The 25,296-nt window shown below is 74.1% G+C and carries 24 protein-coding genes; 13 read left to right on the top strand and 11 right to left on the bottom strand.

The features are described from left to right. Positions 1-155 precede the first annotated feature (155 nt). A complete protein-coding gene (locus ACZ60J_RS01035) occupies positions 156-1,631 on the bottom strand; it encodes a multicopper oxidase family protein (protein ID WP_469677809.1) in 1,476 nt (491 codons plus the stop codon). Positions 1,632-1,962: 331 nt separating this feature from the next. Between ACZ60J_RS01035 and ACZ60J_RS01040 the strand changes: the two genes are divergently transcribed. Then, positions 1,963-3,261, top strand: a complete 1,299-nt coding sequence (locus ACZ60J_RS01040) for a bifunctional 3,4-dihydroxy-2-butanone-4-phosphate synthase/GTP cyclohydrolase II (RefSeq protein WP_469677811.1) — start codon at positions 1,963-1,965, stop codon at positions 3,259-3,261. An 18-nt stretch (positions 3,262-3,279) separates the two neighbouring features. Here the strand turns inward: ACZ60J_RS01040 and ACZ60J_RS01045 are convergent, their stop codons facing one another. The 4 genes from ACZ60J_RS01045 to ACZ60J_RS01060 all read right to left on the bottom strand — a co-directional run bounded on the left by ACZ60J_RS01045 (position 3,280) and on the right by ACZ60J_RS01060 (position 8,040). Then, the gene (locus ACZ60J_RS01045) at positions 3,280-3,543 is read right to left on the bottom strand and encodes a hypothetical protein (protein ID WP_469677813.1); all 264 of its coding nucleotides are present in this window, start codon (positions 3,541-3,543) and stop codon (positions 3,280-3,282) included. Beyond that, positions 3,540-5,933 carry an FUSC family protein gene (locus tag ACZ60J_RS01050; protein WP_469677815.1) on the bottom strand — a complete coding sequence of 798 codons (2,394 nt, stop codon included), beginning with the start codon at positions 5,931-5,933 and terminating at the stop codon, positions 3,540-3,542. The genes ACZ60J_RS01045 and ACZ60J_RS01050 overlap by 4 nt, the downstream gene beginning before the upstream one ends. A 434-nt stretch (positions 5,934-6,367) precedes the next feature. After that, positions 6,368-7,159 (bottom strand): hypothetical protein, encoded by a 792-nt coding sequence (locus ACZ60J_RS01055; RefSeq protein WP_469677817.1) that lies wholly within the window; start codon positions 7,157-7,159, stop codon positions 6,368-6,370. Then, the gene (locus ACZ60J_RS01060) at positions 7,156-8,040 is read right to left on the bottom strand and encodes an MbnB/TglH/ChrH family RiPP precursor modification enzyme (protein ID WP_469677819.1); all 885 of its coding nucleotides are present in this window, start codon (positions 8,038-8,040) and stop codon (positions 7,156-7,158) included. The genes ACZ60J_RS01055 and ACZ60J_RS01060 overlap by 4 nt, the downstream gene beginning before the upstream one ends. A gap of 383 nt (positions 8,041-8,423) precedes the next feature. Between ACZ60J_RS01060 and ACZ60J_RS01065 the strand changes: the two genes are divergently transcribed. The 7 genes from ACZ60J_RS01065 (at position 8,424) to ACZ60J_RS01095 (ending at position 13,032) form a co-directional block, all read left to right on the top strand. Further along, a complete protein-coding gene (locus ACZ60J_RS01065) occupies positions 8,424-8,606 on the top strand; it encodes a hypothetical protein (RefSeq protein WP_469677821.1) in 183 nt (60 codons plus the stop codon). 46 nt (positions 8,607-8,652) lie between these two features. After that, entirely contained in the window at positions 8,653-8,829 is a 177-nt protein-coding gene (locus ACZ60J_RS01070; protein ID WP_469677823.1) for a hypothetical protein, read from the top strand. A 104-nt stretch (positions 8,830-8,933) separates the two neighbouring features. Next, positions 8,934-10,019: an ABC transporter ATP-binding protein gene (locus tag ACZ60J_RS01075; protein WP_469677825.1), complete on the top strand. Its 1,086-nt coding sequence runs from the start codon at positions 8,934-8,936 to the stop codon at positions 10,017-10,019. Then, on the top strand, positions 10,016-10,882 hold the full coding sequence (locus tag ACZ60J_RS01080; protein WP_469677827.1) for an ABC transporter permease: 867 nt from the start codon (positions 10,016-10,018) through the stop codon (positions 10,880-10,882). Before ACZ60J_RS01075 ends, ACZ60J_RS01080 begins: the two co-directional genes overlap by 4 nt. A gap of 259 nt (positions 10,883-11,141) precedes the next feature. Next, positions 11,142-11,273 (top strand): hypothetical protein, encoded by a 132-nt coding sequence (locus ACZ60J_RS01085; protein WP_469677829.1) that lies wholly within the window; start codon positions 11,142-11,144, stop codon positions 11,271-11,273. 77 nt (positions 11,274-11,350) lie between these two features. Next, positions 11,351-12,844: an aKG-HExxH-type peptide beta-hydroxylase gene (locus tag ACZ60J_RS01090; protein WP_469677831.1), complete on the top strand. Its 1,494-nt coding sequence runs from the start codon at positions 11,351-11,353 to the stop codon at positions 12,842-12,844. Beyond that, positions 12,841-13,032 carry a hypothetical protein gene (locus tag ACZ60J_RS01095; RefSeq protein WP_469677833.1) on the top strand — a complete coding sequence of 64 codons (192 nt, stop codon included), beginning with the start codon at positions 12,841-12,843 and terminating at the stop codon, positions 13,030-13,032. Before ACZ60J_RS01090 ends, ACZ60J_RS01095 begins: the two co-directional genes overlap by 4 nt. Positions 13,033-13,125: 93 nt before the next feature. Here ACZ60J_RS01095 and ACZ60J_RS01100 read toward each other — a convergent pair whose 3' ends face one another. The 4 genes from ACZ60J_RS01100 to ACZ60J_RS01115 all read right to left on the bottom strand — a co-directional run bounded on the left by ACZ60J_RS01100 (position 13,126) and on the right by ACZ60J_RS01115 (position 16,705). After that, positions 13,126-14,466, bottom strand: coding sequence for an aminotransferase family protein (locus tag ACZ60J_RS01100; protein WP_469677835.1), 1,341 nt, complete (start codon positions 14,464-14,466; stop codon positions 13,126-13,128). Beyond that, positions 14,463-14,624, bottom strand: coding sequence for a hypothetical protein (locus ACZ60J_RS01105; RefSeq protein ID WP_469677837.1), 162 nt, complete (start codon positions 14,622-14,624; stop codon positions 14,463-14,465). Before ACZ60J_RS01105 ends, ACZ60J_RS01100 begins: the two co-directional genes overlap by 4 nt. 111 nt (positions 14,625-14,735) lie before the next feature. Further along, entirely contained in the window at positions 14,736-15,386 is a 651-nt protein-coding gene (locus ACZ60J_RS01110; protein ID WP_469677839.1) for a response regulator, read from the bottom strand. Beyond that, entirely contained in the window at positions 15,383-16,705 is a 1,323-nt protein-coding gene (locus ACZ60J_RS01115; protein WP_469677841.1) for a sensor histidine kinase, read from the bottom strand. Before ACZ60J_RS01115 ends, ACZ60J_RS01110 begins: the two co-directional genes overlap by 4 nt. Before the next feature lie 212 nt (positions 16,706-16,917). On the opposite strand from ACZ60J_RS01115, the gene ACZ60J_RS01120 reads away from it, so the two are divergent. Both ACZ60J_RS01120 and ACZ60J_RS01125 read left to right on the top strand, forming a co-directional pair. Beyond that, positions 16,918-17,724, top strand: coding sequence for a nitrilase-related carbon-nitrogen hydrolase (locus ACZ60J_RS01120; protein ID WP_469677843.1), 807 nt, complete (start codon positions 16,918-16,920; stop codon positions 17,722-17,724). A gap of 190 nt (positions 17,725-17,914) precedes the next feature. Next, entirely contained in the window at positions 17,915-18,646 is a 732-nt protein-coding gene (locus ACZ60J_RS01125; protein ID WP_469677845.1) for an aquaporin, read from the top strand. A gap of 90 nt (positions 18,647-18,736) precedes the next feature. On the opposite strand, the gene ACZ60J_RS01130 is transcribed toward ACZ60J_RS01125, so the two are convergent. Beyond that, positions 18,737-19,435 carry an alpha/beta fold hydrolase gene (locus ACZ60J_RS01130; RefSeq protein WP_469677847.1) on the bottom strand — a complete coding sequence of 233 codons (699 nt, stop codon included), beginning with the start codon at positions 19,433-19,435 and terminating at the stop codon, positions 18,737-18,739. 509 nt (positions 19,436-19,944) lie between these two features. On the opposite strand from ACZ60J_RS01130, the gene ACZ60J_RS01135 reads away from it, so the two are divergent. Further along, entirely contained in the window at positions 19,945-21,249 is a 1,305-nt protein-coding gene (locus tag ACZ60J_RS01135) for a cytochrome P450 (protein ID WP_469677849.1), read from the top strand. Positions 21,250-21,359: 110 nt separating this feature from the next. Here ACZ60J_RS01135 and ACZ60J_RS01140 read toward each other — a convergent pair whose 3' ends face one another. Continuing rightward, positions 21,360-23,006, bottom strand: a complete 1,647-nt coding sequence (locus ACZ60J_RS01140; protein WP_469677851.1) for an FAD-dependent monooxygenase — start codon at positions 23,004-23,006, stop codon at positions 21,360-21,362. A gap of 573 nt (positions 23,007-23,579) precedes the next feature. Between ACZ60J_RS01140 and ACZ60J_RS01145 the strand changes: the two genes are divergently transcribed. Both ACZ60J_RS01145 and ACZ60J_RS01150 read left to right on the top strand, forming a co-directional pair. Beyond that, the gene (locus ACZ60J_RS01145; RefSeq protein ID WP_469677853.1) at positions 23,580-24,494 is read left to right on the top strand and encodes an MbnB/TglH/ChrH family RiPP precursor modification enzyme; all 915 of its coding nucleotides are present in this window, start codon (positions 23,580-23,582) and stop codon (positions 24,492-24,494) included. Then, positions 24,494-25,285 (top strand): hypothetical protein, encoded by a 792-nt coding sequence (locus tag ACZ60J_RS01150; RefSeq protein WP_469677855.1) that lies wholly within the window; start codon positions 24,494-24,496, stop codon positions 25,283-25,285. The genes ACZ60J_RS01145 and ACZ60J_RS01150 overlap by 1 nt, the downstream gene beginning before the upstream one ends. Positions 25,286-25,296 lie beyond the last annotated feature (11 nt).

Genomic DNA, 25,296 nt, shown 5'->3' on the forward strand with positions numbered 1-25,296 from the left:
TCCGTGCGGTCGCGGGTCATGCCTTCGGGCGATCCGCGGGACGAAGGACGGCGCCGGTGCGCCGTGGCGGCGCACCGGCGCCGTTCGCCGGGTGCCGCGCGGGCCGGGACCGGCCCGCGCGGCGGGATCATCGTGCGGGAGTCACTCCGCCGTCGTCACGGGTCGATCTGCAGCGTCGCCATCATGCCCGCGTCCTCGTGGTTGAGGATGTGGCAGTGCAGGACGGTCTTGCCCGGGAAGTCGACGAAGCGCGACCGGATCACGATGTTGCCGCGTGCGGGGACGTCCACGGTGTCCTGGAAGCCGTAGTTCACGGCGGGCTTCCCGTTGACGCTCATGACCTGGAAGTCGTTCGTGTGCACGTGGTAGGAGTGGACCTCGTCGCTGTCGTTGCGGATCGTCCATTCCTCGACCGTGTTCAGCTTGACCCGGAAATCGATCCGGTTGTGGTCGAACTGCTTGCCGTTGACGTAGAACAGCGTGCCGTCCTTGTTCTCCGTGAACACGACCGTCTTGCGCCCGGCGATCGGCTCCTTCCCCAGGTCGTCCACGGGGGCGAAGGCCGTCGGCAGGGCCGCCTGCTCCACCGGCGTGCCGGAGGTCTCGACGGTCGCGAGGGTCGCCTGCGGGAACTGGTTGCCGGCCTTGCCCGAGTTGTAGGGCTGGGTGATCAGTTCCTTGGTGCCCGTCTCGCCGCCCTGGACGAGGACGTCGTAGCGGGCGCCGGCCGGGATGACGATCGAGTCGACCGGGAAGACCTTGTTCACCGGGTAGCCGTCCTGCGCCACGACGTGGAACGTGGTGCCGGGCAGCGCGACCTTGTAGAAGATGTTGGCGCCGATGTTGGCGATCCGCCACAGCTGGGTCTCGCCCGGCTTGATGCGGATGCGCGGGTTCAGCTGTCCGTTGACGGTACGGGTGGTCGGTGCGCCCATCTTCAGGTCGGTGGTCTTGATCTGATCGCCGACGAGCTGGAAGTCCTTCAGGGCGATGGAGTGCTCGGTGATCCCGCGCAACGGCTCCGGCATGTACCGGTCGAGGCCGTCGACGACGATGAGGCCCGCCATACCGCCCGCCGTCTGCGCGGCGGACTGGGTGTGCGGGTGCGGGTGGTACCAATAGGTTCCCGGTTCCAGCGACTTCAGGAACTGGAACTTGAAATCGAAGGTCTTTCCCGGATCGATGGCGAGGAAGATGTTGTCCGAATTCCCGCCCGGCGAGACGTGCATGCCGTGGACGTGGAGATTCGTGGTATTGGTGACCTTCTCCGGAAGCCTGTTCTCGAAGGCGATCTCCATGCGGTCGCCGGGCTTCAGGCGCAGGGTCGGTGGCATGTAGAGGCCGTTGTACGTCAGCGCCCAGACGTCCTTGCCCGCGAGCCGGACCTTCTTACGCTCGACCACGATCCGCGTCTTGAGCAGGCCGTTCGCGCTGACCACCTCGGCGGGGTCCCGCAGGTCCTCGGTGGCCGCGCCGGTGATGGCGGGCGACGGGCTGACCGGCGCCGACGCGGCGGCGGACGGGGCCGCCTGGCCGCGGTCCGGCTGGGCCGTACCGCAGCCGGAGGCGAAGGCCAGGGCCGCCAGGAGGGACCCGACCGCGGTCCACCTGCCGAAGGGATTTCTGATCATCCGGACACTCCGAGAGAAAAAGAGGAACAACGCAGCCACCGGGGCCGATTCCGCGCCATCATGCCGCGCATGGTCGGAAAAGCCTTCCAACGACCCGCGTTGCGGAAAGAGTTGTCGGATCGGACCGCCGCAGGCCCGGGAGAATGCGCGATGGTCGTACGACTTTCATTCCGGCAGCGGGTTCATTTCCGTGCCGGAGCGTTCCGGGTCGGGGCCGTTCCGCCTTTCTCCCCTCCGATCGGATGACAGGTCCGGCGCTCCGCCCGTGGGCTACTCGTGGAACCGGCGGCACTCCGCCACCCGCCACCCGCCACCCGGAAGGCCACCTGCCATGAACAGCCACCCCGACCGCGGCACGGACACCCCCTCCTACGGCGACGGGCCCGTGCTCGACACCGTCGAACGGGCCGTCGCGGAGATCGCCGCCGGCCGCCCCGTGGTCGTGGTCGACGACGAGGACCGCGAGAACGAAGGCGACCTGGTGTTCGCCGCGGTCCACGCCACCCCCGAGCTGATGGCCTTCACCGTCCGGCACACCTCCGGGGTGATCTGCACCCCCATGACCGGGGCGGCCCTCGACGCCCTGCGGCTGCCCCCGATGGCCGCCGTCAACGAGGACCCCAAGGGCACCGCGTACGCCGTGTCCGCCGACGCCCGCACGGGAGTCACGACCGGCATCTCGGCGGCCGACCGGGCCCGGACCGCGCGCCTGCTCGCGGACCCCCGCACCGGCCCCTCCGACCTGACCCGGCCCGGCCACGTCTTCCCGCTGCGCGCGGCCGCGGGCGGGGTCCTGGCCCGCCCCGGGCACACCGAGGCCGCCGTGGACCTGACCCGGCTCGCCGGGCTGCCGCCCGTCGGCGTGATCGCGGAGATCGTCGACGACGACGGCTCCATGGCCCGGTTGCCGCGGCTGCTCGGCTTCGCCCGGGAGCACGGGCTGGCGATCATCTCCATCGCCGACCTGATCCGGCACCTGCGGAACTCCGCCTCCCGCGTCGAGCGCGCCGCCGCCGTGTGCCTGCCCACTCCGTACGGGACCTTCACCGCGGTCGGTTACCGGGACGCGGCGACGGGCTCCGAGTACGTGGCCCTCGTCGCCGGCGGGCTCGACGCGGACGGCCGTGTGCCCGACGGCACCGACGTCCCGGTACGCCTCCACTCCGGCTGTCTGACCGGGGACGTCTTCGCCTCCCTGCGCTGCGACTGCGGACCCCAGTTGCACGAGGCGCTGCGGCGCGTCGCGACGGGCGGCCGCGGCGTGGTGGTCTACCTGGCCGACCACGAGGGGCGGGGCATCGGACTGGTCCAGAAACTGCGCGCCTACGCCCTCCAGGAGACCGGGCGGGACACCGTCGACGCCAATCTGGAACTCGGGCTGCCCGCCGACGCCCGGGACTGGACGGCGGCCGCCCGCATCCTCTGCGACCTGGGCGTGCGCTCCTGCCGGCTGCTGTCCAACAACCCGGACAAGGCGCGGGCGCTGGCCTCGCTGGGGCTCCTGGTCACGGGTGTGGAGCCGCTGCCCGCGCCGGCCGGCGCCGACAACATCCGCTACCTCGTGACCAAGCGCGACCGCATGGGGCACCGCCTGCCCTGGCTGGCCGACGGCAGCGGCCACCCCGCCTGAGGCCCGTCCCGGCGGGCGTCAGGTCTCGCGGTCGCAGGCCGCGCAGATCCGGACGCCGCTGATGGGCGGCCACCAGGCCTCGCCGGCCGCGCCGGGCCGGTCGCCGGGCGCAGCCGGCATGCCGGCGGTGCTGCGCCCGCACAGGGTGAGCGGCCCCGCACGGAGCCCGCCGTCGTCGGTCTCCGCCGCGTGGACGGTGCCGATGCGGTCCGCCGCGGTCGGGCCGGCCGGGCGGTGCGGCGGCTGCGCCACCACCTCGTAGACGGCCGCGTATCCGTTCACCCCGGCTCCCTTCGGACCTCGGCAACCGGCCGTGGCAGGGCCGCGGCGATGGCCCGTACGTCGTCCTCCATCCGGCGCACGTGCATCAGCACGCGCGCCTCGTCCGGATCGGGGGGCACCGGGCCCGGCGCACCGGCCGCACCGGCGGGCTCCGGGCCGTCCGCGTGCCCGGCGGCCAGCCCCTCCAGCCGGACCACCACCGTCCGTGCCCGTTCCTCCAGCAGCGGCCGGGCGGGCGAGGCCGACCAGCCGCCGGGGGCTCCGCGGCCGGCCTCCACCGCGAGGACCCGTACGTGGTAGGCGCAGGTCTCCAGCAGTCCCAGCACGTAGAGGGAGGTCCGGCGGCGGGCCCGGTGGAGTGCGGCGGGGTGCACCAGCGGAGTGAGCGACCGCGTCAGTTCCTCCACACGCAGATCGGCGGTGTGCGCGGCGCGCACCGGCGCGTCGGGCGGCTCCGTCGGCTCCGGGGAGGTCAGCCGGGTGACCGTCGCGGTGACCGCGTCGGCGAGCGCGCGCAGGGCCTCGGCGAGCAGGGCGTCGGTACGCTGCCCGGTCGCCCGTGGCAGGACCAGGACGGCGGCCGCGACCCCGCACAGGACCCCGAACGCGGTCTCCGCGATCCGGATCAGCAGCAGGCCGTCCGTGTAGGTGCCCAGCAGGTCCGAGAGCAGGGCGATCATCAGGGTGATGAAGAAGGTGGCCGCGGTGTAGGACAGGGCGGCCGTGTAGGCCATGCCGAAGACACAGAGGAGGGTGAGGACGAAGGCCGCCCAGGGGTGTCCGGCGAGGGCCGAGGCGACGAACAGTCCGACGAGCGCACCTGCCAGGGTCCCGGCCACTCTGCGGGAACCCTTCAGGGCGATCTCTCCGGTGGAGGAGGTGTTGAAGAAGACCATCCAGCAGGCGAGCACCGCCCAGTACGCGTGGTCGGAGGAGATCAGCTGGCCGCCGACGGTCGCGACGGCGGCGCCGCAGGCCACCTGGACGGCCGCCCGTGTCGTCGGACGCTCCATTCCGCGGCTCCGCGCCTCCGGCTCCGGGTGCGGGGGCCCGGAGGCCTGCGCCGCCGGGGCGGGCAGGGTTCCGGGCTCCCACCGGAACGCCTCGCGGAGCCCGGCCGCGGCCTGCTCGAAGTCCGTCAGTGCCTGATCGGCAACGGCGACGGCCTCGGCCGTGACCGCCTCTCCGGGCTCCTCGGGCCGCGATAGCGGGGTGGGGGCGGTGGACGTGTCCCGCGCGAGACCGGCCGCCGGGCGGGGAGGCCCGCCCCGGGCAAGGACCCCCGGGAGGGCCCTCAGCCGGGCCGCCAGGCCGTCTCTTTCGGATCTTGTCGGCCGAGTCCGCGGTGTCTGGTGCCGTGCCTGGGCGTGCTGTCGGGGCGCTCTCGTACTGGGCGTACGTGGTCGCCCCGGCAGTGCGGCCAGGCGCGGTGCCGGGCGCCGCGGACCCGACCAGATCCGAAAGAGACGGCCTAGAGCCGTCCCGGCCACGGGAGCGCCTCCGGTGTGCCCGTCGGCGCCGCGCAGGTGCAGCCGGTGTGCGAAGTCCTGCGCGGCCGAGTCTCCGGAGGCCCCGCCGGTCCGCAGCAGCATCACCGCGAGCCGTTCGGCCCGTACGTCCGTCTCGGTCATCCTGGTCCGCACCCGCGCGGCGACCGCCGGGGCGGCGCACGCTTCGACGCTGTCCTGGAGCATCAGCGCGCACGTGTGCAGCCTGCGCAGCCGCCGCCGCAGCACAGTGATCCGGCCCGGCCGGTCCCCGGGGTCCGCGAGCGCCGCCAGCGCCTCGGCCACGTCCGCGAGAGCCGCCCGCACGGACCTGCGCAGCCGTACGAAGGACCGGGCGGGCGAAGTCCGCAGCAGGACAAACCGCACCACGGCCCCGCACCCGAAGGCCACCAGCAGCGCCGCCCACAGCCGGGGCAGTTGTCCGTCCGGCAGGGGCACGAACTGCATGACGAAGTACATCTGGAAGGCGTTCATGCCCAGGGCGGTGCCCCGGGGGCCGTAGCGGCGGACGTACACCGTCACGAACAGCAGCACCACGAAGACGGCCCCGGACCAGACCGGGTACGGCGCGAGCAGCACGGCCGCCGTGGCGGCCAGCAGCGCGGCGGGCAGGCCGAGCGCGTGGGTGACGGCCTGCTCCCCCTCCTTCGGCCCCGTCAGCACCATGGACCACACCAGCGCGGACGAGCCTGCCGCCACCAGGAAGGGCGTGTCGAAGCCGAGGGCCCACAGCACGGCGAGGGTCAGGCAGATCGCGCCGACGGTGTGGGCGGCTCCGACCAGCCGCACCAGCCCGGGGTCGGTCGCGTCGAGTACGTCCCGGACGCCGCGCAGCGCCCCGCGCGGCGGCGGGAACGTGTCTCCGTCCGTGTCGGGATCCACCTCCCCAGTGAACCCCGACCTTGCGGCGGGAGCGCGCGGAACGTCCCGGCAAAGGGACCCGGGCACAGGGAAAAGGCCGGCGGGTGGCCGGCCTCCGAGTGCAGGTGCGTTCCGAAATGTGCTGTGGGGGTCTACTCACGGTCTGATCACCGCCGGTTCGGATGCCCGGTGAGCGGTTGCCGTCACAGCCGCGCATGCTCCCCATGTCGCGGACGTTCCGGTGCTGTCCTGCTGTCCCTGCTCTTGTGTTGGTCCTGCTGTGTGCACGCCTTCGACACTACGGATGCCTCCTGGCCCTGTGACCCTCCGAACGGACGGACGGGGGGACGGCTCCGTTCATCCGTTCGACCCCCCGGAGGGTGGCCTCCCGGTCCCCTCCCCCGGGAGCCCTCACCCCCGCGGTCACCGGTTGCTCCGGGCCCGCGGGCCACCGGTCAGCCGCGCGGGACGATGAGCCCCGCCCTGGCCAGGGAGAGCAGCAGTGCGCTCGCCCGGGTCGGCGGGGCGCCCGCTTCGGCGGCCGCCCGCCGCGCCGTGCGGGTGCCGTCGCACAGGGCGAGCAGGTCCCGCGTACCGGGGTCGAGCCGGAACGCGCGCACGGGTTCCCGCCACACCCGTTGCAGGGCCACACTCACCGGGCCGTCCGGAACGTCCGCGGGGGCGTCGGGGGCGGTCACGTCATGGGCGTACGAGAGGACGAGGACGGTGGCCGGTACGACGACGACGCCCCGGTCCATCCAGGCATCACCGCGCTCGCGCCGCTGCCGGACCCCGGTCTCGTGCCAGTAGCGGGCGGCCTCGGACGTGATCTCGTCGCGACGCAACCGGAAGCGGTCCAGCTCGAACCGGCCGAACTCGACCAGCCCTGCGGGGAGCCGGGGGGCGCCGTGTGCCAGGAAGGCCTCCGCCGCCCGCTCCGCTCCGACCGGGTCGTCCGGATGGGGAACCCGGACCGTTCCGGTCACGTAGTCCTCCAGGACGGCGGCGTGTCGTGCCGTCACCTCCGTGACAGTGTCCGGCATCGCCTGGGCGACGACCAGGCGGTGTTTGGCGGCGACGTCGCGGGACACCCTGCCGTACACCTCGTCGGGGACGGCGGCGAGGAGTGCCAGCTCCTGCTCGCTCAGGCCGAAGCGGGTGCGTACCGCCTCGGGATCGTCCCGGAGTTCGGCGGCGGTCAGCAGGGGGCCGGCGAGCAGTGCGGCGAGCGCGTCCATCACGGTCATCGCTCGGCCCTCCCCCGTCCGGGGAGTGCTGCCGGCGCTCCCGGCACGCCCGAACCGGCGCCCCATCCTGCGGTCTCCCGGGCACGGGCGATCTCTGCGGTGATCTCGGAGAAGTCCTCGGGGAAGTCCTGGTCGCGTTCCAGCAGGGTGGCCTTGATCTCGGTGCGCGCGGTCAGTTCGGCCAGCAGCTCCCACACGCGTTCGGGTACGGGGGCGCTGTGGGTGTCCCGGGCGGTGCCGTCGGCCTCCTCGGTGCCGCCGGCAAGGTGCACCTGGACGATGCGTTCGACCGGGATCGTGTCGAGGAAGTCACCGACGTCGTAGTGGTGGTTGCGGGAGTTGATGTCGAGGTTGGTGAGGTCCAGCAGCAGTCCGCACTCGCAGTGCTCCATCACCTCGGCGATGAACTGGGCTTCCGTCAGGGGGTTCGGCAGGTCGATGTGGTAGGTGATGTTCTCCAGGATCAGCGGGACGCCCACCTCGTCCTGGACCCGCTGGGCGCGCTGGCCGACGAGCCGGGCGACGGCTCCGCTGCGCGGCAGGGGTGCCAGTGTCCCCACGGAGACGGCGTCGGCCCGGGTGAAGCACAGGTGGTCGCTGAACCAGGGGGCACCGATCTCCTCGACGAGTCCGGCGAGCTCCTCCACGTAGCGCGGGTCGGGGGGTTCGGGTGAGCCCAGGGAGAGTTCCAGGCCGTGCGGGACCAGCGGGTGGCCGCGGCGGAGCTCGCGCAGGGCCTCGCGGGTGTCCGGGGGTGCGAACAGGTAGTGCTCGGTGATGACTTCCAGCCAGTCGATGCCGAGGCCCGATCCGGTGATCCCGTCAGCCAGTTGCCTGCGGTATCCGAGCCCGGAACCGAGGTGCGGCAGGTAAGCGGACATGCTGTCTCCTCCGGCGGTGGTCGCGGGCCGGACGGCGTGCGTCGCGGCGTTCCCGCTGTGTCGTCACCGAGGCTAGGGAGCGCCCCGGCCGGCAGCCGTCCTGCAATCGGTCGATGCGGGGGAGGCGGCCGTACCGACGGAGGCCGTACGGACCCGAGCGCACGGCGCGTGCGGTGGGGGTCGTCCTGCCGGAGGTCCGATCGCAGGACAGCTCCGGCCCCGCCGGGTTCCTAACGTGGTGGCTGTCGCTGGACGGCGCACCACCCCCGCGCCGGGCTCCGACTCCGCACGGAAGCCGCCGAAGGCGGCCCGCCGTGCCCACCGAGCAGGAAGAGCCGCAGCGTCCCGGAATCCGGACCTGCCTCACACGATCGGGAGTTTCCATGAACACCACCGTCACGACCACCACCCGCACGGTCCGCTCGTTCGGATTCGAGCAGCTGCCTGCGGCGGTCGAGGGCCCCGCAGCCGCGTGCCAGCAGTCGTGTGTCGACTGTCTGCAGGTCACCCAGGACAGCGGCGCGCCGACCCGGCGCACCGAGCACCCGGTCCGGTCCCACGGCTGACCTCGGTCCTCCGGAACACCACACCACCCACGACAGGAGCACCACGATGTCCCTCATGTCCCCCGCGCCCGCCCCGGCGCCCGCCTCCGGACCCGCCGCCGAACTGGGCTTCTCCGCGGTGCCCTGGGCCACCCGCCGGCACGCCGACCCGATGATGCGCTGCATCTCCTGCGCCGGTCCGCCGCCGCCCCCTCCGTCCTGCAGCAGCCTGGTCCGGCGCTGAAGGGCTGACGGTACGCGGGAGGCCGGGCCCCACCGGGCCCCGGCCTCCCGTTCTCCGCGCCCGCCTCCGGCCCGCACGCGACCGAACGTCCCGAGGAGCCCACCGTGACCACAGCCCCCTCGCCCCCTCGCCCGGCGCCGAGCAGCGTCTCGTCGGCACGGCCGGCGCCGCCGGGTCCAGCGGATCCGTCCCCTCCGTACGCCGTCGAGGCTCGCGGCCTGCGCAAGACCTACGGCGACGTCGAGGCCGTGCGCGGCGTGGACCTGAGCGTTCGGCCCGGGGAGATCTACGGATTCCTCGGCCCGAACGGGGCCGGGAAGTCGACGACCATCGGGATGCTGTGCACCCTCGTGGAACCGACCGGCGGGACCGCGACCGTGGCCGGGCGGGACGTGGTGCGCGAACGGGACGCCACCCGGCGCCAGATCGGCCTGGTCTTCCAGGAATCCACCCTGGACACGCAGCTGAGCGTGGAACGCAACCTTCGGTTCCACGCCCGGATGTACGGGATGCCGCGCTCCGCCGTCCCCCCTCGCGTCGACCACGTGCTGGACCTGGTGGGTCTGACGGAGCGGCGGCGCAGCAAGGTGAAGGAACTGTCGGGCGGCATGCGGCGGCGCGTGGAGATCGCGCGCGGCCTGCTGCACGCGCCCCGGGTGCTGTTCCTCGACGAACCCACCGTCGGACTCGACCCGCAGACGCGCCGTCATCTGTGGGACTGCATCCGCGAACTGCGTCGGACCGAGGGAGTCACCGTCTTCATGACCACGCACTACCTCGACGAGGCGGAGGTCTGCGACCGGATCGCCATCATGGACCAGGGGGTCGTCGTGGCCCTGGGCACTCCGGCCGAGCTGAAGGCCCGTACCGGAGCCGACGTGGTCCGGTTCACCACCCCGGACCCGGTCACCGCGGTGACGGCCCTGCACACCCGCTTCGGGCTGTCCGGGCACGCCGAGGGCCCCGCCGCCCGCGGCACGGTCCTGGTCCGAGTGCCGGACGGGGCGGCGTTCCTCCCGCGGCTGGCCCGCGAACTCGGCGTGCCGGTCCGGTCCATGGAGGTGTCCCGGCCGACGCTGGACGACGTGTTCCTCTCCTGGACCTCCCGTCCCGGTGGAGCCGTGGCCGACGAGGACGGACCCGGCCTCGGCGAACGGGCCGCGTGGGCGCGCAGGAGGGGAGCGCGGTGAGCACCGCCGGCCTGCGCGCGCTGCCGGCGGCGGGTTCCCCGGCCGCGTTCGGCCGCGCTCCGGTCACGGGAGCGCGGGCACAGCTGCGGGCCGTGTGCGTGGTGTGGCAGCGGGACCTGCTGCGGCTGATGGCCGAACCGGTCCGGGTGGCCACCGCCCTGCTCCAGCCGCTGCTGTTCCTGTTCGCGCTGGGCGGCGGCCTGGGCTCGCTGACCCGTTCCGCGTACGGGGTTCCGTACCAGACCTTCGTGTACGCGGGCGCGCTCGCCATGCCGGTGGTCTTCGCCTCCATCGGGTCCGCCTCGTCGATCGTGTGGGACCGGGAGTTCGGCTTCCTGCGGGAGATGCTGGTCGCGCCGGTGAGCCGGACGGCCGTGGTGGCGGGCAAATGCCTGGGCGGGATGACCACGGGCCTGTTCCAGGGCACGCTCGTGCTCGCTCTCGCGGGCGCGGTGGGCGTCCCGTACAGCCTCCCCCTGATGCTCACCCTGTTCGCGTACATGAGCCTGCTGGCGTTCGCCTTCTCCTGCTTCGGGGTGCTGGTGGCGGCCAGGATGCGTTCGGTGCAGTCCTTCATGGCACTGACCCAGATGGTCGTGCAACCGCTGTTCTTCCTCTCCGGGGCCCTGTTCCCGCTGTCCCGGCTTCCGGGCTGGCTGGCCGTCGCCACCCGCTTCGATCCGCTCACCTACGCGGTGGACCCGATCCGGCGCGCGGTCCTCGGCGCGGTCGGTGCGACGGCCGCCGCCCCCGGGGTGACGTGGGGCGGCTACCTGGTGCCGGTCTGGATGGAACTCCTGCTGGTCCTCACGGCCGGCACCTGCATGCTGTGGGCCGCCTCCCGGGCGTTCCGCCGCGGCTGACGGAACGCCCCGCGTCCTCCCGCGACAGCGCCCCGGCCTCCCCGGCCGGGGCGTTGTCGCGCGGGCGGAACTCTTCGGTGCGGTGCGGTGCGGTGCGGTGCGAATCGGATCGGATCGGCCGGACGGTCGGCTGCCCCGGCCCGGTCGCAGGCGTCCGTTCATCCGGCCCGCCCGCCGATCGGATGACCGGCCGGGCGGCGGCCCGTCCCTAGCGTGGAGGTACGGCGGCGAACCGCGCCGCCCTACGGAAGGACGTCCCATGCCCACCTCACATGTGGAACCGCCCCGTCTGCTCATGCCCGCTCACTCCGCCCCCGAAGTGAGCGCCGACCTCGCGGAGGAGCGCGACTGGATCCCGCCGCTCGTGGCCCCGGCAGCCGTAGCCCGGTGAAACGCCCGGGGCGGGCCGTCCGGCCCGCCCCGCGGCACTTCTGCCCCCCTCCGCCCCCGCCCTGCGAGGTGAATCGCATGCAGCGCACCTACACCGAGATCGACCGGATCCTCGGCACCGACCCCCGGTTCGGCTCCGCCGATGCCATCGCGGACCGCAACACCGCCCGGTTCCGCGTCGGTCTTCGGCTCCTCGGCCGCCACCACCCTTCCCACGCGGCCGGGTTCCGCCGCGTCGAGCGGCTCCCTGACGAGGCCCTGCGCCGCGTGCTCTTCGACCCGGTCCTCCGCAACGCCTTCGAACGCGACCTCAACCTGCTCTCCGTACGACCGGAGGATCCCAGCACACTGGCTCTGATGATGCGTCAGTCTGCTCTGAAAGAAGACAGCTTGGGGCCGTGCGAGGCGCTCATGGATCCGCACCACCAGCCCTGGGCCGACCTCGGGCCGGCCTGGACGTGGACCTCCACCCTCCCCGAAGAGGCCCATCCCCTGCTGACGGCCCTCGGGCGGCGCCGCGACGACGTGTTCGCCGAGATGGGCGCGGACCGCAGGGTGGTGCCCACCGAGGAGACCCTGACGGCACTGGCGCGGGGCGCCCGGCTGCTGGCCGAGCTGCTCCCGCACAGCGGAGCCGGGGCGCTGCGCCACGTCTCGCTCGTCGGCTTCGCCGAGGGCGAGGACGAGGACGGCAGCGTGCACTCGTTCGCCTGCGGCGACCGGCTGCCGTCCGCGCTGTTCCTCTCCCCGCAGGCGCTGAACGATCCGTGGAAGGTGGCCGAGCTGCTCTTCCACGAATCGCTGCACCTCAAGATGTTCGACATCATGCGCACCGGTGCACTGGTCGGTGACATCGGCCGGATGACCGGCATCCCGCCCTGGCGGGTCGTCGACTGGAACCTCCGCCGTGTGTACAGCTCGCTGCACGTCTACGGTCACATGGTGCTTTTCTTCGCGGCCGCCGCCGACGCCCCGGCCGACCTGCGCCGCCGCTACGGCGAGCCGCCCGCGCCGGATTCCGTCGGCATGGTGACGCCCGGCAGCGCGGCCGCCGCCGACGGCACGTACACCTCCAGCGAGGAACGCACCCGCTACCTGGCGCACCAGGCGCTGGAGGCCCACGCCGACGCGCTGACCCCCGACGGACGCGCCCTGGCCACCTGGATGCTGGACGCGCTGGAGCCGCTCCTCCCGGGTGCTTCGCGGTACCGGGCCCCCGACCCGGCGGAAGCGACGCCGTCGGCCGCGCGGGAGTCCACCCCCGACGCCGCCGGATACCGGCAGTGCCGGCCGGTGACGGCGCTCCCGCTCGCCGAGCAGGGCATGCTGCTGGCGGCCGCGCCGGGCACGAACCGAATGCACTGGCTCAACTCCCGTGCCTGGCTGGTCTACTCTCTCTGCGACGGCCGGGACCTGGCCGGGCTGGAGCGGGAGTACCACCAGGCCCTCCCCGGCGACCCGGACGGTCCTGCCGCGGCTCTCGCCGTCCTCCAGCAGGTCGGTCTGGTTGACGCCGTCCACGGCCGAACTGCCGAGGACGGGGAAGCGATCCCTGAAGGGGCACTGCGATGAACTGCCTGACCTGTCGTACCGAAGCCGGCCACGCCCACCCCGCCGAGGGCGTGTGCCGCTCGTGCGGGGCCGCCGTGTGCGGGGACCACCTGCGGGTCGTCCGGCAGGAGCGGACCGTTCCCATGGGGCTCGGCACGAGCCGCGTCCGTACGGTGACGGCCGTCCACTGCACCGGCTGCCCCCGCTGAACGATTCGCGGTTCCCGCAGCGACGTTCCTGCGGCAACGCGAAGGGCCCCGCGGTCTCTGTGGACCGCGGGGCCCTTCGCGTTGCCGCGGGAATCAGGGGCACGGGGAGCGCGGGCCGCCGGCCGTGGGGACGCGGGGCGTGCCCAGGCGGCGGACCTCCGCGGTCACCACGTCCACGATCCGTTCCGCCTGCCCGTCCGTGAGCACCAGCGGCGGGGTCAGCCGGACCAGGCCGAACACCGCCGGGATGAGGACGCCCGCTTCGGCGGCCCGGGCGGGGATCGTACGGGCGCGTTCGGCGACCGCCGGGCCGCCCGACAGTTCCACGGCGATCATCAGGCCGCGGCCCCGTACGGTCCGTACCCAGGGCAGTTCCTCCAGCGGGCGCAGCGCGGCCAGCATCCGGGCTCCGGTGTCGGCGGCGCGGCGGGCGAGCCCTTCCCGCTCGATGATGTCGAGATTGGCCAGGGCGACGGCGGCGGCCGTGGCGTGCCCGCTCGCGGTGAAGCCGTGCCGCAGCGGGAGGCCGTCGAGCATCTCCAGGACGCGGCGGCCGACGAGGACGGCGCCCATGGGGATGTAGCCGCTCGTCAGGGCCTTGGCCGTGATCACGATGTCCGGTTCGAGGCCGAGTCCGGGCGAGGCGAACCAGTCGCCGGTCCGCCCGTATCCGGTGGCCACCTCGTCGGCGATGAGCAGGATGCCGTGGGCGTCGAGGACCTGGCGCACGGCGGGCCAGTAGCCCGGCGGCGGCACCACGTTGCCCGCCACACCCATGACGGGTTCGCCGATGAACGCACCGATGCGGGAGGCTCCGACGCGGTGGATCGCGTCCTCCAGTTCGGTCATCAGGGACGGGACGGGGTCCGGGCCGAGCGCGGCCGGGTCGGGCCGGGTGAGCCTGACGGTGTACCGGGACGACGCGGCGCCCAGGCCCCGGTGGACCTCGTCGCGGGCGGTGACCGCGAGGGCGCCGGCGGTCGCGCCGTGGTAGGAGCCTTCGAGGGCGAGCACGTACGGCCGGTGCTGTCCACGGTGGTGGAAGTGCGCGAGCCGGGCCAGTTTGAGGGCCGTCTCGGTGCCCTCGCTGCCGGAGGAGGTGTAGCTGACCCGGCTGCCGGGGGCCGGTGAGAGGGCGGCGAGTCTGCGGGCCAGCAGGAGTGCGGGCTCGTTGACCGGTCCCGCGTGCAGGGGGTAGGCCATCAGCTCGCGCATCTGGGCCGCCGCGGCGTCGGCGAGTTCCTCGCGGCCGTAGCCGACCGCGCACTGTCCGAGCCCTGCGAGGGTGTCGACGAGCGCCCGGCCGGCGCTGTCCCACACCACCGCTCCGCGGCCCCGTACGAGGCACAGCCGGTCGGCCGGGGCCCGGCCGACCGGGGCGTTGGGGAGCAGGACGGGGTAGCCGGTGTCCCGGTGCTCCGCGGTGGCGGTCACGGCCGGTCCCCGTCGGTGGGGCCGGTCCGCGGGACCAGGCCGTGGCGCGGGGCCGGCGTGCGCTGCGGGACCGCGGCCGGGCAGTGCCGCGGCCGGGTGTACGGGGCGGAGTCCGCGGCCGGGTGGGAGCCGGCCGGCAGGGGGGTCTTCGGCAGCATGTGCGCCTCCTCGCGTCACGGGGTGCGGGACGCGTTCACGGTAGGCGCGGGACCCGGAGGGCCCCGTCATGCGTTCGAGCGAACACCAGGACGACGGGTGGCCCGTCCCCGTCATTCGAGCATGTGGGTCCGCATGGCCTTCGCGACGACCGCGCCCCGGTCGGAGACGCCGAGCTTCTCGTACAGCCGACGCAGGTGCGTCTTGACCGTGGTCGGCGCGAGGAAGAGTTCCCTGGCCATGTCGGGCACCGACAGACCTTGGGCGATCATCTCGAGGACCTGCCGTTCGCGGGCGCTGAGCAGCGGTTCCTCCGACCGGGCGCGCAGGCGCACCTCGGAGGCCAGCCCGGTGACCAGTTCGGGCGGCAGGACGCTCTCGCCCTTGGCGCAGGCGATGACGGCCGCGACGATGTCGTCCCGGTCCGAGCCCTTAGAGAGGTATCCGGCGGCGCCCTCCTGCACGGCCCGGTAGACGACGTCGCTCTCGGTCGTGGCGGACAGCAGCAGGACGCGGGTCGGCAGTTCGTCCCGGGCGACGGCGTGCGCGACTTCCAGGCCGTCGAACTCCGGCATGCGGTAGTCGAGCAGGGCCACCGCGGGCGCGTGCTCGCGGATCGCCTCCAGCGCGGCGCGTCCGTCTCCGACGGCGGCCACGACCTCGATGCGGCCGCTGCCGGTCAGCGCGGAGACGATGCCCTCGCGGTACACGGGGTGGTCGTCGCCGACGACCACGCGCACACGTTCCTTCTGTCCGTACGTCATGTCGCCCCTTCGCCGAGGTCGCCGTCGCGGTCCGGATCCTGGCCCTGGCCCTGGTCGCGGGTGCGGTCCACGGGCACGGTGACCCGGATCCACGTGCCCCGCTCGACGGGGAGCAGTTCCATGCGTCCTCCCAGGGCTTCGATGCGGGCGCGTTGCGAGGCCATTCCTATGTGGCCCTCGGCCAGCCGGTCGGCGATCACGTCCGCGTCCATGCCGACGCCGTCGTCCTGCACTTCCAGGATCACCGCACTTCCGGTGTCCCGCAGCCCCACCCGCACGTGGGTGGCCCGGGCGTGCCGCACCACGTTGCCCAGCAGCTCGCGGGCCGCCCCGAAGAGCATGAGGTCGGCCGGTGTCCGCGGCGGCCGCTCCAGCTCGCAGTCGAGCGTGACACCGGCCCGCTCCGCGGCCGTCTCCGCCAGGGTGCGCACCGCCGCGGCCAGGCCCGCCTCCTCCAGCACGGAGGGGTGCAGGGTGACGCTGACCTGGCGCAGTTCCCGTTCGACGTCGACGAGGAGGTCGAACGCCCGGTCCACGAAGGCGGGGCCGCCGTCGGCCGCCTTGCGTGCCTGGCCGAGGTCCTGGCGCACCGCGAGGACCGTCTGCAGGGGGCCGTCGTGCACGGACTCGGCGACGGCGCGGCGTTCCCGGCTCTCCGCCGACACCACGTCCTCCAGCAGCACGGAGCGGCTGACGGTCAGCGCGGCCACGCTCGCGAGGCGGCGTTCCTGGACGCGCGAGACGGCGATGGCGACGATGCACAGAAGGACCAGCATGGCGAGGATCGCGGCGCCCTGGCCCGTGCCGAGCTCCCTGCGGAAGGTGGGGTCCGACAGGACGGAACCGCCGCCCGCGATGGCCGCGAGTGACAGCAGGAGGGCCTTGCGGCCGGGGTGGGTGGCGGTGAAGAACGGCAGGAAGGCCAGCAGCCCGAGCGACAGGTAGCTGCCGATGGACAGGAACTGCAGGACGCACACGGCGGCGACGTCCACGATGGCCATCGGGGCGACGTCCCGTATGCGCCGGGCCCGGCCGGGACGGTGCCGCCACATCCACCAGGTGCCCGCCGCCAGCAGGCCGTAGGCCCCGACCAGTGCGAACTGGGCCAGCCACTGGTCGGACGGGGTGCCCGCCCACGCCACCAGGGCCATGACGGCCACCAGACCGAGCCGCAGGATGCTGCGCAGGCGCTGCGCCTGCTCGTCGAAGGCGAGGTGGATGGCGGCGACCGCGTCGGCGCCCGCCACCGCACCGGGCTGCGCCGGCGGCCGGCGCGGGACCGAGCGCCGTCCGGCCGCTTCGCCGCCGTCCTGGTGCACCGTCCCAGTCTAGGTCGCCCGGTACGGACGGCGCCGTCCGTACCGGCCCGGGGCGGGTCGGGGCGGGGCGGGGCGGGCAAGGCTCCTCCGAACGGTTGCGGGGCGGAGGAAGCGGCCCGGGCCGGGGGTCGGCCCGGCCGGGCGGTCCGCCGACCGGGGCCGGCTTCCTACGCTGGCGCCCCGCGAGAGAGCGGTCCCGAAAGGAGGGCGCCATGCGCGCCACACTGATCCAGCTCCGCGTGGACGACACCGAGGACGCGGCGGCCCGCCGCCGCCGGGCGGCGGAGCTCGTGCGCGCCCGGGCCGGGGACGATCTGGTCGTCCTGCCCGAAGGATGGGCGGCCGGCGCGTGGAACCACGCCACCTGGCCCCGCGACGCCGAGCCACTGGACGGGCCGACCGCCCGGGCCATGTCCGGGGCGGCCCGCGACGCGGGCGTCTGGCTGCACGCCGGAACCATCGTGGAACGGGACCCGGACGGCACCCTGTACAACACCGCCCTGCTGTTCGGCCCGGACGGAGTGCTCCGGGGCCACTACCGCAAGATCCACCGGTACGGCTTCGACACCGGGGAGGCGGCCCTGATGGGCGCCGGCCGGGAGATCGTGACCGTGCCGACCGGCTTCGGCACGGTCGGTCTCGCCACCTGCTACGACCTGCGGTTCCCGGAGCTGTTCCGCGCGCTCCTGGACGCCGGGGCGCGGTTCCTGCCGGTCCCGGCGGCCTGGCCCGCCGCGCGCCTCTCCCACCTGCGGCTGTTCGTCCGTACGCGGGCCGTCGAGGAGCAGTGCTTCGTACTGGCCTGCGTCGCCGCCGGCGAACACGGCGGGGTCCGGCAGGCCGGGCACAGCATGGTCGTCGACCCGTGGGGCGAGGTCCTCGCCGAGGCGGGCGGGGACGAGGAGGTCCTGACCGCCGTCATCGATCCGGCGGCCGTGGACCGTGTCCGGACCGAGCTGCCCGTCCTGCGCGACCGGGTCCTGGGCATCGCCGCCCCTGGTCCGGCCGCCGCGCCGTAGTGCGTTCGGAGGACGGTGCGGGTGACGGCGCACCGCTCTGCGGCCCGACCCGACGGACGACGCGGCGCAGCGTACCGCTCGCGCACAGTCGGAGGGCGGGAGCGGTACGCGGCGCTCCACCCACACCACCCGCTCTACCCACACCACCCGCACCACCCCACCCGCTCCACTACCTTCCGGGAGTCGCATCATGAACGACCGTGCCATCGCCGCCGAGTTCACCGGCACCGCCCTGCTCGTCTTCTTCGGTGTGGCGGCCGCCGCCATCGGAGGCCCGACGATCGGGGCGGTGGGCATCGCCCTCGTCTTCGGCCTGGTGCTGCTCGCCCTCGCCTACGCGCTGGGCCCGGTCTCGGGGGCGCACCTCAATCCCGCGGTGACCTTCGGCCTGCTGCTGGCCGGGCGGATCGGGCCGCGGACCGCCGTCCGGTACGCCGTGGCGCAGTGCGCGGGCGGTGTCGTCGGTGCGGGCGTGCTCTACGCGATCGTCAGTGCCATCCCCGGTTTCACCGTGCACGGCGCCTTCGGGTCCAACGGCTGGGGAGCCCGCTCCGCGGTCGGCGTCAACGGGGCCGGCGCCTTCCTCACCGAGGCCGTACTGACCATGCTCCTGGTCCTCGTGGTCCTCGGCGTCACCCGCCGCACCCCCGCTCCGGGCGCGGGCGGCGCGGCGATCGGCCTCACGCTCTGCGCGCTGGTGCTGGTCGGCCTGCCGCTGACGGGCACCGGGGTGAACCCGGCCCGCAGCCTGGGTCCGGCCGTGTTCGCCGGCGGTCCGGCCCTGTCCCAGCTGTGGCTGTTCATCGTCGCCCCGCTGGTCGGCGGCGCGCTGGCGGCCGGCATCGACCGGCTCGTCCACCCCGTGCCGCGCGCCGTCGCCGCGGTGCCCGGCCGGGACGCCGCGGTGGTGCGGGCCGCCTGAGGTACGGCCGCACACCTGAAGCCGCCGGCGGGCGGGGTCCCTTCCTCGGGATCCCGCCCGCCGGCTCACGTGCACCCTGCCCGCGGGCCCTCACGCAGGGCCGCGGGTGAGCCAGAGCCGCATGACCGCGGTCAGCGCCTGCGGCTGTTCGATCGGGGTGCAGTGGCCGGCGTCCTCGATCAGCGCGAGGGAGCCGCGGCGCAGGGACGATGCCAGCAGCGGGGCCTCGTCCGGGTGGACGACCCGGTCGTGGCGGCCCCGGACCACCAGGGTGTCCGCCTCGATGCGCGGGAGCAGGTCCACGGTCGCGTAGTCACGGGCGAGCGCGCCGAGCTGCCGTACGTAGCCGGCCACCGGCATCCGTCGTTGCCAGGAGCGCAGTCGGCGGCAGAACTCCCGGTCGGCGTACCGGCCGGGGGCCAGCAGCAGGCCGAAGTGCGCGTCCAGGGCGCCATCGCGGTCCCGCTCGAGGTGTCTGCGGTAGTCCTCGATTCGGGCGGCCGTGCCGGGGGTCGAGCGGGTCCAGGTGTCGCACAGGAACAGCTTTTCCACCCGGTCCGGTGCCATGGCAGCCACCTCCTGCGCGACCCATCCGCCCAGCGCATGGCCCGCGAGCGAGAACGTGCCGGTGACCCGGTCGAGCAGGTACTCGGCCATCTCGGCGCGGGTGTTCTGTGCGTCGAGGACGACCACTTCGGTGCGCACCAGGTCGGAGAGGTGGTTCAGCTGGTGGTGCCACAGCCAGGGGCCGCCGCCGGCACCGGGAACGAGGACGAGACGTCCGGTCATGGGATGCCGCCTTTCGTGGAAAGGGGTGTGGGGACTGGGGAGTTGCGTGTGGACTCCCACGGCAGCACGCGCCCCCGGGCTCGGGCGTACTCCGATCAGCCGATGGCGGTGGGGAATCCGGTGGCCGTTGTCGTCCCGGGACGGACCGTCCGGAGGACAGGGGCGGGCGTCGCCCGCTCCACCATCGAGGAAGGCGTCCGACCGGACCGCCCCTTCCCCTTACAGAGGAGCCCCTCATGTCTCCCGTCACCCCGACCGCGACCACCCCCGGCCCTCAGGTTGCGCTCTCCTGGGCACCCCTTGCCGGCAGCCGCCGCTCCACGGGCAGCAAGTGGTGCTGTTACACCCCCACCTGTGGCCAGGAGGTGGCGAACCGGGCCCCGGCACCGCGTCGCGCCGCCGCCTGAGTCGCCACGTCGTACGGCGCCGCCCCTGCCCTGGCACGGGCGGCGCCGTACGGCTTTCCCCCCTGCCCGTCCCCCGCGTGCTGACGAGAAGGAGACACCACCATGAGCCAGGAGCAGAGCCTGCTGCACCGCATCCTCGACCACGCCAGCCGGCCCGACCCGTACCCGCTGTACGCCGAACTGCGCCGGACTCCGGTCTGGCACGAGGGCGACGGTCCTTATGTCATCAGCGGGTTCACCGACATCCAGGGGCTGCTGCACGACCCCCGGATGAGTTCCGACGCCCGCAACCTGGCGACGAGCACCGGTGATCCGCTGGCAGAGGCGGTCGGGGACGGCGGGAACGGCGGCTCGGGCGCGGACGGCGGTTCGGGCGGCGACGGCTCCGGCATCCTCCCGCCCGGCTTCCTGCGCCTGGATCCGCCCGAGCACGACCGCCTGCGCCGGATGACCAACCGGCCCTTCGGCCCTCCGCACACCCCGCACAAGATCCACGACATGCGCGGCGAGCTCACCGCCGCCGTCGACGGCCTCATCGACCGGATCGCAGAAGGGGCGGACCCCGACGAGATCGACCTCGTCGGCTCCTTCGCCTACCCGTTCCCGGTCACCGTGATCTGCCGGCTGCTGGGCGTGCCACGTGAGGACGAACCGCGTTTCCACGTCTGGGCCGAAGCCGTCGCGGCCAGCCTGGACCCCGACCCGGACGCGCCGGACCCGACCGCGCGCCTGCGCGCCTCCCATGACGCGAGGCTCGCGCTGGGCGGGTACCTCGACCAGCTCATCGAGGAGCGCAGGCGCCACCCCGGCGACGACATGATCTCCCGGCTCGTGTCGGGCGACGGCCCGGACGGTCCGATGAGCACGATGGAGCTGCTCACCACGTCCGCGCTGCTCCTGGTCGCCGGGCACGAGACCACGGTCAATCTGATCGCGAACGGGATGCTCACCCTGCTGCGGCACCCCGAGGCCCTCGAACGGCTGCGCCGCGACCCCGACTTCGCCGTTCCGTTGGTGGAAGAGCTCCTGCGGTACGAACCGCCCGTCCAGCTGCTGCCGCAGCGCACGCCGCTCGCCCCCGTCGAGGTGCGCGGCACCGTCATCCCGCCGGGCGCCTCGGTGTGGCTGGTGCTCGCCGCCGGCAACCGGGACCCGGAGCGGTTCACGGACCCGGAGCGGTTCGACCCCGACCGGCGCGACCTCCAGCACCTGGGTCTGGGCAGCGGCATCCACAGCTGCTTCGGGGCGCCGCTGGCCCGGCTGGAGGCGCAGATCGCCCTGAGCCGGTTCGCGACCCGCCTGGAGCGGCCCCGGCTGCTGGCGGACCCGCCGCCCTACCGGCGCAACGCGGTGCTGCGCGGTCCCCGCAGCCTGCCCGTCGCCTGCGACGGCGTACGACGCCCCTGAGCGGTCGCCTTCGTACTCCGAAGGCCGTGCGGGCCCCTGAGCCCGCACGGCCTTCGGAGTACGACGGCGACCGGTGCCACGGCCGCGCGTGCCGTGTCACGCCCGCGCTTTCATGCGCTGCGGGCGGGCTCCGGTGCTTCCGGGGCGGGGGCCGCGGGCGCCTCCAGGGCCTCCCGTACGGCATGCTCCGCCGCGGCCCCGCTGCCCGGCTGCGCCGTCCACCTCCGGGCGATGTGCCCGTCGGGCCTGACCAGCACGGCTCCGTCGGCGCCGATGCCGTAGCGGGCCGGGAAGGCGCCGACCGGGTCGCGCAGCGAGCTGTGCGGCCCTCCGATCCGGTGCACGGCGAGGGGCACGCCCAGCGCGGCGGCCGCCCGCCCCCCGGCGGGCGGCCAGCCGCTCCCGTACGGGCCCGCGAGCAGGGTGAACCGGGGCCCGAACAGGTCTAGCACCGACAGCCTCCGGCCGTCGGCGTGGCACACCCACAGGTGCGGTGCGCGGGCACCCGGGCGGCCGGTGGGGTGGTACGGGTCCTCGCAGGGGCCGGGGTCCGGTCCCCCCGCGGGGTCGGGGTAGAGGTAGCCGAGCTGGAGGGTTTCCGGGTGCAGGGCCTGCGGCAGCCCGCGGGCGGTCGCGAGGACGTGCCACAGGGTGTGGGCCGCCACCCGGCTCCGCTCGGCGTGGTAGGTGTCGAGGAGCTGCCCGCCGGAGCTGCCGCGCAGTACGGCCGCGAGCTTCCACGCGAGGTTGTGGGCGTCCTGGATCCCGGTGTTTCCTCCCAACCCGCCGATCACGGGCATGGTGTGGGCGGCGTCGCCCAGCAGCAGGACCCGGCCCTCGCGGAACCGCCGGGCGATCACCGCGGAGGCCCCCCAGCGCAGCACGCTGCGCACGTCGGGCTCGAGTCCGGGCAGCCCGGTGACCTCGCGGATCCGGTCGCGGGCGAAGTGGCGGAGCACCTCTTCCCGGGCACCGGAGACGAAGGGGCTGTCGGGGATGCCGTACTCCCACAGGGGCGCGTCCGCGGTGCCGCGGGCGAACAGCACCTGTCTGCCGGGGAACACGACGGCGGTGGGGCGGCGGCCGTGCAGCACGGTGTCGAGGTCGGCTGCGAAGACGGTGCTGAGGAAGCGCGGTGCGCCGCGGTGGCCGTCCAGCTCGATGCCGAGGCTTTCCCGTACGGGGCTGCGGGTGCCGTCGGCGGCGAGGAGGTAGGCGCAGCGGACGGTGCGGGTGCGGCCGGTGGCACGGTCGAGGATCAGGGCGGTGACACCGTCCGGGTCCTGGTCGAAGGCGGTCAGTTCGTGGCCGTACAGGACCCGCGCGCCCCGGGCCCGGGCTTCGGCCAGCAGGATCGGTTCGACGAGGTTCTGGTCGCAGAGCCTGCTGCCGGAGGGGCTGATCGGCCGGGTCGGGTCCCCCGCGGGGCCGAGCCTGGTCCAGGCGGCGTCCGCGAGGGTGTCGGCCTGGAACCAGCCGCTCGGGCGGCGGCTCACGGCGTCGACTGCGGGCTCCAGGCCCACGGAGCGGAGCACTTCGCCGGAGCGTGCCGTGAGGACGCGTGACCGGGGATGGGTGCCGATGCCGGAACGGCGTTCGACGACCAGGCAGTGCACTCCGTGGTGGGCGAGCAGCACCGCGGCGCAGAGGCCGCTGAGGCTGCCGCCGGCGACGAGGACCGGCACGTGTTCGGGGCCGCCGGGAGGCGTGGCAGCGGCGGCGTGCGCGGCGGGGCGGGATTGCGTCGCGATGTTCATGCGACCGTCGGCGCAGCGGCCGGGGGGCGCCACCGGGAGGGCCCGCGCCGTGTGCTGTGCGGAGACCCGGTGGGCCAACCTGCCGGGGATCCGGGGCGCGTGCGGGACGTGACAGACGCAGGGGCACGGCCGGCCGTCGGCGCGCGGCCCAGTGCCGCTCGGGAGCCCGTCGGTGTCAGCCGGTCGCGGTCGGTCCCGGCGGGACCGGTCCCGGTGGTGCCACGGCCGTGCTGCGGGGTGCTCGCGTTCATGACGTGTGCGTTCCTCTCCTGTGGCCGGCGCTCACCGGCACGGGCCCGGACGGGGCATGCAGGGCGTCCGGGGCACCGGGCCGGGTGGCGCGGGGGGCCGCGCCGCCCCTCCAGTGCAGCCCGCGGGCCGGCGCGGCGTTGTCGTCCGACCGGGCGAAGCACGGGACGAGCGCCGCGAGGGACGGGACGGCACTCGGCTCGGGCGCTCCCCCGGGTCGTCCGGCCGATGGACCGACCGGAGGACGGGACCGGCGCACCTGCGTCCCTACGGTGACGTCAGGAGGCCGCACGCACATCGGCCCGCACCGTGAGAGGACCCCCCATGACCACCGCACCTTCGGGCTCCGCCCCGGTCGCCACCCCTGCTCCCGCCACCGCGGTACCGGTGACCGGCCTGCCGTACCTCGGCTCGGGGATCGGATACCGCACCGAGATCAAGGACGCGATCGGTTCCCCGGCGAGCCGCGTCGACTGGCTCGAAGTGATCACCGAGCACTACCTGTTCGCGCCGCCGGACGTCCGCGAGGTCCTGCACCGGCTGCGCCGCCGGTTCCGCATCGTGCCGCACGGGCTGGAACTGTCGATCGGTGCGCCCCGCGAGCCCTCGCCCCGCTATCTGGACGCGCTGGCGCAGCTCGTCGACGAGATCGACGCGCCCTGGTTCAGCGACCACCTGTGCTTCACCCGGGCCGCGGGCGTGGCCCTGGGCACCCTCACCCCGCTGCCCCGGACCCGGGACATCGCCCGTGAGGTCGGCCGTCGCGCGCAGCGCGTCCAGGCCGCCGTCGGCAGGCCCCTGATCCTGGAGAACGTCACCTACTACATCAACCTGGACTCGCCGCTGTCCGAGGCCCAGTTCATCGCCGAGGTGATGGAGAACTGCGAGTGCGGGCTGCTGCTCGACCTGACCAACCTCGACATCAACGCGCGCAACCACGGTTACTCGGCGGCGGAGTTCCTGGACACGATCCCGGTGGAGCGCGTCGTTCAGGTGCACTTGGCGGGCGGGACCCCCGGAGAGGACGAACGGATGGACCTGGACACGCACAGCGATCCGGTGCCGCCCGCGGTCTGGGACCTGCTCTCCGAACTGGTGGACCGGGCGCCGGTGCGCGCCACGCTCCTGGAGCGCGACCAGAACTTCCCCGACGACTTCGGGCAGCTCCAGGCGGAGCTCGACCATGCCCGCCGCATCCTCGACGGTGCCCGCGCTACCCGGCCGACGGAGGTGTGGTGATGGGCCTGCGCGAGGCCTTCGCCTCGGTCATCGCCTCCCCGGACAGGCTGGTGCCGGTGCTCCGCGACGATCCCGGCCAGGTCCAGGCGCGGTTCGGGCTGTCCGACACGGAGCTGGCCGTACTGGCCGGCGTCGACGCCGACAGCTATGCGTTCATGGCCGAGGAGAGCGGTGCCAAACGCAGGATCCACCTTGCGGTCGGCGTTCCCCGGACGGTGGAGGAGCTGACCGAACACCATCCCCAGGTCCTCGACGCGTTCCTGACGACGACCGTCCTCGCCGAGGATCCCGACGACCCGATGGGGGTCGTACGGGCCTGCGAGCAGCTGCTGGCCTTCGACGGAATGCCGCCCGCCACGGCCGCCTTCGGCCGCTTCGAGCTCGACCAGTACCTGCTGCTGAACGACCCGGTGGCCGCCGAGACCTGTCGCCCCGGCCCCTTCACCCGGCTCCCGGACACCACGGGGATCCCGCTGGCCCTGTCCCCGGCGGCCCGCGTGGCGACGTACGGGCACGACGTGACCGATCCCGGGGCGCCCGTCTCGCTCCCCCGCGAGGAGGTGACCGTCCTGCTCCAGCGCATCTGGGACGCACCGCTGCAGGCGTACCGGATCGGTGCCGGGACGGGGCTCCTGCTGGCCCGCTGCGACGGCACCCGGACGGGTCCGGAGGCGGCCCGTGCGGCCGGTCTGCCGGAGTCCCAGGCCCTGGAGCTGCTGGACCAGCTGGTGGGCGCCGGCATCGTGCTCCCCGTGGCCCCGATCGCCCACCAGGTGCGTCCGGCCGCATGACGTCCCCTCCA

The organism is Streptomyces sp. NPDC104226, from assembly GCF_055584085.1.

Coding starts and splice junctions, on each gene's coding strand:
- ACZ60J_RS01035 (WP_469677809.1), bottom strand. CDS start 1,631: ATGATCAGAAATCCCTTCGGCAGGTGGACCGCGGTCGGGTCCCTCCTG.
- ACZ60J_RS01040 (WP_469677811.1), top strand. CDS start 1,963: ATGAACAGCCACCCCGACCGCGGCACGGACACCCCCTCCTACGGCGAC.
- ACZ60J_RS01055 (WP_469677817.1), bottom strand. CDS start 7,159: ATGACCGTGATGGACGCGCTCGCCGCACTGCTCGCCGGCCCCCTGCTG.
- ACZ60J_RS01060 (WP_469677819.1), bottom strand. CDS start 8,040: ATGTCCGCTTACCTGCCGCACCTCGGTTCCGGGCTCGGATACCGCAGG.
- ACZ60J_RS01065 (WP_469677821.1), top strand. CDS start 8,424: ATGAACACCACCGTCACGACCACCACCCGCACGGTCCGCTCGTTCGGA.
- ACZ60J_RS01070 (WP_469677823.1), top strand. CDS start 8,653: ATGTCCCTCATGTCCCCCGCGCCCGCCCCGGCGCCCGCCTCCGGACCC.
- ACZ60J_RS01085 (WP_469677829.1), top strand. CDS start 11,142: ATGCCCACCTCACATGTGGAACCGCCCCGTCTGCTCATGCCCGCTCAC.
- ACZ60J_RS01090 (WP_469677831.1), top strand. CDS start 11,351: ATGCAGCGCACCTACACCGAGATCGACCGGATCCTCGGCACCGACCCC.
- ACZ60J_RS01095 (WP_469677833.1), top strand. CDS start 12,841: ATGAACTGCCTGACCTGTCGTACCGAAGCCGGCCACGCCCACCCCGCC.
- ACZ60J_RS01105 (WP_469677837.1), bottom strand. CDS start 14,624: ATGCTGCCGAAGACCCCCCTGCCGGCCGGCTCCCACCCGGCCGCGGAC.
- ACZ60J_RS01110 (WP_469677839.1), bottom strand. CDS start 15,386: ATGACGTACGGACAGAAGGAACGTGTGCGCGTGGTCGTCGGCGACGAC.
- ACZ60J_RS01120 (WP_469677843.1), top strand. CDS start 16,918: ATGCGCGCCACACTGATCCAGCTCCGCGTGGACGACACCGAGGACGCG.
- ACZ60J_RS01125 (WP_469677845.1), top strand. CDS start 17,915: ATGAACGACCGTGCCATCGCCGCCGAGTTCACCGGCACCGCCCTGCTC.
- ACZ60J_RS01130 (WP_469677847.1), bottom strand. CDS start 19,435: ATGACCGGACGTCTCGTCCTCGTTCCCGGTGCCGGCGGCGGCCCCTGG.
- ACZ60J_RS01135 (WP_469677849.1), top strand. CDS start 19,945: ATGAGCCAGGAGCAGAGCCTGCTGCACCGCATCCTCGACCACGCCAGC.
- ACZ60J_RS01140 (WP_469677851.1), bottom strand. CDS start 23,006: ATGAACATCGCGACGCAATCCCGCCCCGCCGCGCACGCCGCCGCTGCC.
- ACZ60J_RS01145 (WP_469677853.1), top strand. CDS start 23,580: ATGACCACCGCACCTTCGGGCTCCGCCCCGGTCGCCACCCCTGCTCCC.
- ACZ60J_RS01150 (WP_469677855.1), top strand. CDS start 24,494: ATGGGCCTGCGCGAGGCCTTCGCCTCGGTCATCGCCTCCCCGGACAGG.